10 protein-coding genes are annotated in these 7,976 nt (G+C 70.6%); 7 read left to right on the forward strand and 3 right to left on the reverse strand.

Annotated elements, in window-relative coordinates; translation table 11 throughout:
* Positions 1–963, reverse strand: a 963-nt coding sequence (locus tag ACTB72_RS19065; protein ID WP_463038597.1) for a helix-turn-helix domain-containing protein, incomplete at its 3' end; no start/stop codon positions are given.
* A gap of 124 nt (positions 964–1,087) precedes the next feature.
* Between ACTB72_RS19065 and ACTB72_RS19070 the strand changes: the two genes are divergently transcribed.
* The 3 genes from ACTB72_RS19070 (at position 1,088) to rnd (ending at position 3,378) form a co-directional block, all read left to right on the forward strand.
* A complete protein-coding gene (locus tag ACTB72_RS19070) occupies positions 1,088–1,255 on the forward strand; it encodes a hypothetical protein (RefSeq protein ID WP_463038598.1) in 168 nt (55 codons plus the stop codon).
* An 85-nt stretch (positions 1,256–1,340) separates the two neighbouring features.
* On the forward strand, positions 1,341–2,135 hold the full coding sequence (locus ACTB72_RS19075; protein WP_463038599.1) for a sulfotransferase family 2 domain-containing protein: 795 nt from the start codon (positions 1,341–1,343) through the stop codon (positions 2,133–2,135).
* A 76-nt stretch (positions 2,136–2,211) separates the two neighbouring features.
* A complete protein-coding gene (gene rnd, locus ACTB72_RS19080) occupies positions 2,212–3,378 on the forward strand; it encodes a ribonuclease D (RefSeq protein WP_463038600.1) in 1,167 nt (388 codons plus the stop codon).
* An 84-nt stretch (positions 3,379–3,462) separates the two neighbouring features.
* Here rnd and ACTB72_RS19085 read toward each other — a convergent pair whose 3' ends face one another.
* Complete coding sequence (locus ACTB72_RS19085; protein ID WP_463038601.1) at positions 3,463–4,008, reverse strand: hypothetical protein; 546 nt, start codon at positions 4,006–4,008, stop codon at positions 3,463–3,465.
* A 213-nt stretch (positions 4,009–4,221) separates the two neighbouring features.
* On the opposite strand from ACTB72_RS19085, the gene ACTB72_RS19090 reads away from it, so the two are divergent.
* The 3 genes from ACTB72_RS19090 to ACTB72_RS19100 all read left to right on the forward strand — a co-directional run bounded on the left by ACTB72_RS19090 (position 4,222) and on the right by ACTB72_RS19100 (position 6,295).
* Positions 4,222–4,659, forward strand: a complete 438-nt coding sequence (locus ACTB72_RS19090) for a SufE family protein (RefSeq protein ID WP_463038602.1) — start codon at positions 4,222–4,224, stop codon at positions 4,657–4,659.
* A 117-nt stretch (positions 4,660–4,776) separates the two neighbouring features.
* Positions 4,777–5,484 (forward strand): corrinoid protein, encoded by a 708-nt coding sequence (locus ACTB72_RS19095; RefSeq protein ID WP_463038603.1) that lies wholly within the window; start codon positions 4,777–4,779, stop codon positions 5,482–5,484.
* Between the two features lie 34 nt (positions 5,485–5,518).
* Complete coding sequence (locus ACTB72_RS19100; protein ID WP_463038604.1) at positions 5,519–6,295, forward strand: DUF1638 domain-containing protein; 777 nt, start codon at positions 5,519–5,521, stop codon at positions 6,293–6,295.
* Positions 6,296–6,503: 208 nt separating this feature from the next.
* On the opposite strand, the gene ACTB72_RS19105 is transcribed toward ACTB72_RS19100, so the two are convergent.
* Positions 6,504–7,283 carry a PAS domain-containing protein gene (locus tag ACTB72_RS19105; RefSeq protein ID WP_463038605.1) on the reverse strand — a complete coding sequence of 260 codons (780 nt, stop codon included), beginning with the start codon at positions 7,281–7,283 and terminating at the stop codon, positions 6,504–6,506.
* A 398-nt stretch (positions 7,284–7,681) separates the two neighbouring features.
* On the opposite strand from ACTB72_RS19105, the gene ACTB72_RS19110 reads away from it, so the two are divergent.
* Positions 7,682–7,976 (forward strand): YicC/YloC family endoribonuclease (locus tag ACTB72_RS19110; protein ID WP_463038606.1); only part of this gene is annotated, 295 nt, incomplete at its 3' end.

Genomic DNA, 7,976 nt, shown 5'->3' on the forward strand with positions numbered 1-7,976 from the left:
CTCGGTGCGGACGCGCAGGGCGGCCTCATAGGCCTCGACTGCGCGGGAGAGGAGGCGCATCCCCGCCTCGCCGCCGGCGCGCTTGCCTTGGGTCTGGAGCATTGCCGCCAGATTGTTTTGAGACTTTGCCCATTCGAGCGGGCTTTTTGTTTCTCCGCGCACTTCCAGATTCCGCTCAGTCAGCCGAACCGCTGCGTCGAGTCCTTGTCCACCGTAGCGCAAGCCGTGCGAATAAAGCCTCGTCGCGGAGGCATGTCGCCGCTCCGCCCCCTCCATCGGATCGAACGGGTCGAACATCGCCGCGGCGGCGGCGTAGTGGTCGAAGGCCGTGTCGGCGTCGTTGTTCAGCAGGGCCGCGTCGCCGCGGGTCTCGCGGATGGCGGCTTGTTTGCGGACCTGGACCAGGGTGTGTTCGGTTTGCTGGATCTCCTCGGCGTCGGCGAGCAGGCGGTCGGCTTCCGGAAAATCGCCCGCCTCCAGCGCCCCCTCGGCCGCGCCCATGAGGTTCGCGATCCGACCCTCGGCCGCGCCCATCGCCTCGATCCGCGATTGCAGCGCGCGAAGCTCCCCGGCCTTGTCGCGCAGGAAGGCCTCGTATTCCCCGACCGATGCCCGCGGGTTGTCGTGCCCGAAATCCCAGGCGAGAGTTTTCAGCAGCTCGGTCGACAGCCGTAGTTCGTGCGTCACATCGGGCGAGGGGACGGGCACCCTGGGCGGGCGGCAGGCTTCGATCTGCGCGTCCGTCAGCCCCAGCGCGCGGGCGTAGTCGCGCACGGTCGAGTAGCGGGGATTCGGCGTCTTCCCCGTTTCCAGCTTGCTGACGTCGCCCTTGCGATTCTTGTCAGCCCCGAAAACCTCGGCCGCGAGCGCATCCAGCGACCACTGCCGCGCCTCTCGCGCCCCGCGCACCAGCGCTCCGAAACGCTGGCCGAATGTGGAGTTATCGCCGGTTTCCCCAACCATGTCCCAACCGGTCCCCAACCAATTGCAAACGCAGATGAAATGCGTTCTCCGGCCCGAGCTGGCATCACGGGGTCACCGCAACGCTGACCGGCCGGCAGCAGCTTAACCTCAAGGTGACATGAACATGAAACTCCTTGCGACGCTGCTCGCCTGCCTCCCCCCGCATCTCTGCCATCGCTGCGCCTACGCCACCCTTGCCGGGGTCTATGCGGGCGCCTCGCTCGACCTCCTGCACGGAGGCGCCGTTTATGGCGGGGCGGTGATCGCCTATGCGGTGCTGGCGCTGCGCTGATCCCTCCGGCGGGGCGTCTGACCGCGCCCCGCTGGCCCCGGGCCGCCCCGCATGGCATAGCGGGGCAGGCAATCCGGAACCCAGAATGCTCTACCATCAGGTCATGCCCGATCCCGAGACCGACCAGATCGTCTTCGTGCATATCCGCAAGACGGCCGGAACCGCGCTCGCCTCGGTGCTGTTCGACGCGCTCGGCGCCCATCCGCCGCACCGGACCCATTGGGGCTCGGCCGAGCGGGCGGAGACCGGGGTGCTGGCGATCCATGGACCCCTGCGCCGCGCGGCGATCAATCTGGGGGAGGAGGCGGCGATCCTGGCGCGCCGCGTCGCGGGGCGGCCCGTGCATCTGGCGGAAGATCAGGCCTTCTTCGCGGCGCATATGATCCTGGGGACGGAGCCGCCCTCGCCCCGGCCCAAACATTACATCACCGTGGTGCGCGATCCCGCCGACCGCTTCGTGTCGGACCACGCCTTCATGGCGAAGAAGCGGGACCGGGCGCGATCGGATTGCCTGGATCACGGCCTCTATGACCTGGACCTGCCGGACTTCGTCGCGGCCCTCGAAAAATCCCCGGAAAAATATCAGCACGATTACCAGTGCCGGCAGCTCGCCGGCGGGCGCCCCGATCCGGCCGAGGCCTGCCGTGCGGTGGACGAACGCCTGTGGCTCGCGGCCGCCGTGCCGGACCTGCCGGCGTTCATGGAGCGCATCGGCGCGGCGGTGGGGCTGCGTCTCGCGCCCCTGCCGGTGACGCGGGCGACAAGGGGGCGGGCGGGGCTCTCGGACCTCGCCCCGGAGCTGGTGGCGCGCATCCGCGCGCTCAATCCCGGCGACGCCGCGCTGGTCGCGCATGTGACCGAAGAGTTTCACGCCTTGTGAACCTTGTTGCGGGCAGGCTATAGCGTCGGGCGAATATGAGAATTCAAGGTTCGCGCGGAGGGTGGCGACGCAGGCGATGCTGGTTATCACGGACACTCAGACGCTCGCCGCGTTCTGCGCGAGATGCGCCGAACATCCCTATGTGACCGTCGACACCGAGTTCCTGAGGGAACGGACCTATTGGCCGCAGCTCTGCCTCGCGCAGGTGGCCTATCCGGGCGACGACGACTGCGGCGCGCTGATCGACCCGATCGCCGGCCCGGACATGGACCTGACCCCGCTGTTCGACCTGATGAAGAACAGGTCCGTGGTGAAGGTGTTTCACGCCGCCCGCCAGGATCTGGAGATCTTCTGGAAGCTCGGCGATCTGATCCCCACGCCGCTGTTCGACACCCAGGTCGCGGCCATGGTCTGCGGCTATGGCGATCAGGTGGGTTATGAAACCCTGGTCCGCAAGATCTGCAAGGAAGGGCTCGACAAGTCGTCGCGCTTCACCGACTGGGCCCGCCGGCCGCTGTCGGAGAAGCAGCTCGATTACGCGCTCGCCGACGTGACCTTCCTGCGCCAGATCTACGAGGTGCTCGACGCCCGTCTCAGCCGCACCGGCCGCACGGCCTGGGTGGCCGAGGAGATGGCGGTGCTGACCAACCCCGACACCTATCGCAACGAGCCGACCGAGGCGTGGAAGCGGCTGAAGACCCGGTCTTCCTCGCCGCGCTTCCTCGCCGTGGCCGCCGCGCTCGCCGAATGGCGGGAGCGGCGGGCGCAGGAGAAGGACGTGCCGCGTTCGCGCCTGCTGAAGGACGACGCGCTGCTGGAGGTGGCCTCGGCCCGCCCGGCGAATGTCGACGAGCTGTCGCGCCTGCGCCTCTTGCAGCGCGAAGGCCGCAAGGGCGACGTGGCCTCCGAGATCCTCGAGGCGGTGCGCAAGGGCATGGAGACGCCCGAGGACGAGGCCCCGCCCAAGGAGGCGCCGCGCCCGACCCGCAAGGCCTCCGAAGCGCTGGTCGACCTGCTCAAGGTTCTGCTCAAGAGCCGGGCGGAGGATCTGGGGGTTGCGCCGAAGCTGCTCGCCTCATCCGAAGAGCTGACCGCCATCGCGGCGGAGGACGACCCCAAGGTGCCGGCGCTGTCCGGCTGGCGCCGGGCGGCGTTCGGCGAACTGGCGCTGCAGCTCAAGCGCGGCGAGATCGCGCTGAGCGCTCATGGCGCGGGCGTGGAGATCGTCGAGTTCGACGACTGACGCGGGCGGCCTGAGCCCCTTCTGAAATGCGAAAAGCCGCCGGGGACCCCGGCGGCTTTTGGCATGTCGGAAGGGGCGGCCCGGTCAGGGGGCGAGACGCACCGCGGCGACGGAGCCGGCGGCGTAGACCCTGAGGCCGACCACGCCGGCGAGCTCGGAGGTCGACACGGTGCGGTCGGCGCGGATGCGGCGCTGGGCGGGCGTCCCTTCCGGCATCGTCGCGCCGCCGTTCAGCTCGGGCGGGGCGGCGACGAAATCGAATTCCAGGAAGCCGTCGGGGGTGGGCCCGGCGCCCCGCGGAACCAGCGCCGCCTGGAACCAGCCCTGGGTCGCGGCGGCGCCATGGGCGGTCAGCAGCCGGCCGTTGCGCATCCGCCCGACCTCCAGCGAGGCGACCTCGGCCACCGGGCGCAGGACCGCGTCGGCGATCACCTCGGGGGTCTCGGGCTTGGCCTTCTGGCTGGGCTCGAGCACGGTGAAGCCGACATCGGGGGTGTTGTCGGCGATGGTCTCGCACCCGGCGAGCGCAAGCGTGGCGAGCCCCGCGATCAGGCCTCCGGACAGCGCCCCGATCCGCCGACGCCCGGCCGCGTTCTGCCGGCACTGCTGGCTATGTCGCGCGATGATCATCCGGATTCTCCCCCGTCGTTCCCCATGCCGCCCGCCCCGGGCGCGCCCGGGGCGGGCGGAAACGGAGGCGTGCGACGCGGCCGGCATCACGCCACAGGCCGCGCCGAAAGGGAAGAGGGGCTGGGCGCGTCGTTTTCGGGGGGCTGGATCCCGTCGCAGCGCTTGCGGCCGGCGCCGGCCCGGACTAGGTGAACGCCTCAGAAGGAGCCTGCCATGCCCGCCGCCGTCGCCCCGCCCGCCGCCTTCGAGGACATCGTCGCCGACTTCGAGTTCCTGGAGGACTGGGAAGACCGCTACGGCTATGTCATCGAACTCGGCAAGAAGATGCCGCCGATGCCCGACGCGCTCAAGGGGCCGGAGACCAAGGTGGACGGCTGCGCCTCCCAGGTGTGGATCGCGCCGAAGCTGGGGCCGTCCGGCGAGCTGGGCTTCATCGGCGACAGCGACGCGCTGATCGTGCGCGGGCTGATCGCGGTTCTGCACGTGCTGATGGCCGACCGGCCGGCGGCGGAGATCCTCGCCACCGACGCGCAGGCGCAGTTCGCGCGGCTCGGGCTCGACCAGGCGCTGTCGGCGCAGCGCTCCAACGGGCTGCGCGCGATGATCGGGCGGCTGCGCGATCTCGCCTCCGCGCAGGTCGCGCAGGGTTGACCGAAGGGCCCATGCGTCGCCAATGGTCCGTAGTTTCGTCGGGTTTGGCCTCGCGCCGCCCGGCATCCGCCCCTAGATTGGCCCTGAACGATGGGCGACGGCAGAGAAGGGCGCTCCATGGCCGATGAAGACGACGATATCGTCCTGAGCGAGCTCGACGACGACGAGCTGGTCACGCAGATGCACGACGACCTCTATGACGGTCTCAAGGATGAGATCGCCGAGGGCGTCAAGATCCTGCTGGATCGCGGCTGGACGCCCTACCGGACCCTGACCGAGGCGCTGGTCGCGGGCATGAAGGTGGTGGGCGACGATTTCCGCGACGGGATCCTGTTCGTGCCCGAGGTGCTGCTGGCGGCGAACGCCATGAAGACCGGCATGAACATCCTGCGCCCGCTGCTGGCCGAGACCGGGGCCCCCAAGATGGGGACCATGGTGATCGGCACGGTGAAGGGCGACATCCACGACATCGGCAAGAACCTGGTGTCGATGATGATGGAGGGCGCGGGCTTCGACGTGGTCGATCTCGGGATCAACAACGCCGCCGAGGCCTATATCGAGGCGCTGGAGCGGGAAGACGCGCAGATCCTCGGCATGTCGGCGCTGCTGACCACGACCATGCCCTACATGAAGGTCGTGATCGACACGCTGAAGGCCAAGGGCACGCGCGACAACTACATCGTGCTGGTCGGCGGCGCGCCGCTGAACGAGGAGTTCGGCAAGGCGATCGGCGCCGACGCCTATTGCCGCGACGCCGCCGTGGCGGTGGAGACGGCGAAGACCCTGGTCGCGGCCCGCAAGCACAACCAGGTCTCCGCCGGCTGAAGACCGGGCTCGGGCCGCCTCCGCATCGGATGCCATGACCCGCGATCCTGACCCCCGCCATGCTGATCCACGCGATCCGGCGCGCCCCGTCCGAAAGGGCGGCGCGCGCGCGCGTTCGGCGGCGCGGGACGCGGTCCGGGACGCCGCGGCGGCGCGCCTGCCAGAGGATGAGGCCCTGACCGGGCAAGGGTTCGACGCGCCCGCCGCAGCCCCCGGCGGGGCTTCGCTGATCGCCTGCGGGGCGCTGGCGCATGAGATCCTGGCGGTGATCGGGGCCAATGGATGGACCCATCTGCGCCTGCGCTGCCTGCCCGCCAAGCTGCATCTGCGCCCGGACCTGATCCCCGACGCGGTGGAGGCCACCGTGGCCGAGGAGCGGGCGGCAGGGCGCGAGCCCTTCGTGGTCTACGCCGATTGCGGCACCGGCGGCCTCTTGCAGGCCCGTTGCGACCGGCTGGGGGTGGAGATGATTCCCGGCCCCCATTGCTACAGCTTCTTCGACGGCAACGAGATCTTCGCGGCGCGCGGCGACGGCGAAATGACGTCCTTCTACCTGACCGATTTCCTGGTCCGGCAGTTCGACGCCTTCGTCTGGCGGCCGATGGGGCTCGACCGGCATCCGGAGCTGCGCGACATGCTGTTCGGGAATTACGAGCGGCTGATCCACCTCGCCCAGGTCGAGGACCCGGAGCTGGAGCGGCTCGGCCGCGAAGCCGCGGCGCGGCTCGGCCTTCTGCACGAGCGGCGCCTCACCGGCTACGGCGATCTCCCTGGGTTCCTGGCGCGCGCCGCCCGGTCGGCTTCGAACTGAGCGGCGCGCATTGGGTCAGGCCGGGACAGCGCGCTTCGGCGCGCGAGGCGCGCATCCGCCCCAGACGGCGCGCGGCTTCATCCCGTTTCGGGTCGATCACGACGACGCCCACACCGGCGACCGCCCCCCCAAGAAGGCGGTCGTCGCCACGCCGTCGTGACAGGGGGTCATGTCCCGTGCGGGGACGTCCCGGCCTGCTCCGTCCCGGTCAGTCCTTGACCAGGCGAAGGTTGGGCCGACCGCGGCGCGGGGCCGACGGGTCGGTGTCGCGGGGGGCCGAGGCGTTGCCCTCGATCGCCGTCAGCTGGGGGCGGCGATCCGCCGCGACCGGCTGGGGGGCGTGAACGAAGCCCGCGCCGGCGCCCGGTTCGGCGAAGCCGCCCGACCCGGGGCCGCGGCCGCGGGATTTCGAACCGCCCTCCGGCGCGCGCCGGGCGCCCAGCGGGTTGGCGGTCATCCGCGCCGACCCATCCTGCGCCGCCAGGCTCGGGTCGATCTCGATCGGGGTCAGGCGGCTGCCGAGGCTGCGCAGGCGCAGCGGCGGCTGCGGCCGGCTGCGGCGGTCCACCGCGTCGAGGTTCACGCAGCCCATCACCCGGGCGAGATCGCCCAGTTCCGAGCGCAGCGGCAGCAGCAATGCTTCGCCAGCCCAGTCGGTCCCGGACCCGTCCAGCGCCCGGAGCCGCATCACCCCCACGCCAGGCGCACGCAGCACCCGGCGGGCGAGGTCGCCCAGCTCCATCTCATGGCCCTGCGCCATCACCGCCTCGGCGACGCAGCCGCGCGCCTCCATCCCCAGCCATTCGCACAGCTTGGTGCCGGCGAGGCGGAACCGCATCTGGCCGTCGTCGCGGGCTTCGAGGATGAACATGGTTTCGAGCGACCCGGAAATCCGGCGCGGATCGACCTCCGACCGGCCGGGCGCATCACGCCCCGCGCGGAGTTCGTTCCAGTAGCGGTAGAGAGCCTGAGTGTTCGGGTTTTCCATGACGCTATCGATTTTCCGATAATTTCGTATCATTTTCGTTTAACCCCTTCCAGTGCCTTGCGCGCGCCTCTCGGCACGCGGGCTCTTGCCCCGCTGGGATCCGGCCTCCCCCCTGGGGAGATGGCCGCGACGCCCCCGCCGCGGCGACCGGACCCGTTCGCTTCAACGAAACTTTTACCCAAACCTGCGGAAATACCGAGCGGGGTTTGGGTTAATGACTCGGTAATCATCGTTAACACCCCCGGCCTATGCGGATGACCCCGCCCGGTCCCGTTCGGCGCGCCGCGATTGCCCAGCCGGCGGGCGGTCGTTATGGTCCGGGCCGCGTCGTCAGGCGCGTGACGTCCAGGGGGGGCGGCGCGCCCGAGAACCGCAGGAGGGCCGCGCAGGTGCAGAGCATGACCGGATTCGCAGGCCTCGACGGCGGCGACGGGCGCGCGACCTGGCGGTGGGAGCTGCGCTCGGTCAACGGCCGCGGGCTCGACCTGCGCTGGAAGGGCCCGGAGGGGCGCGACGCGGTGGAGAAGGCGATGCGCGCCGCCGTCGCCGCGCGGTTCGGCCGGGGGTCGTTATCCATTTCCCTCAAGGTTTCGCGCGAAGCGGGCGCGCCGTCGATGCGGATCAACCACGACGCGCTGGCGGCGCTGCTGGCCGCGGCGGCGGCGGCGGCCGACGCGGTCCGCGCCGCGGGGC

It is taken from the genome of Albimonas sp. (assembly GCF_055129145.1).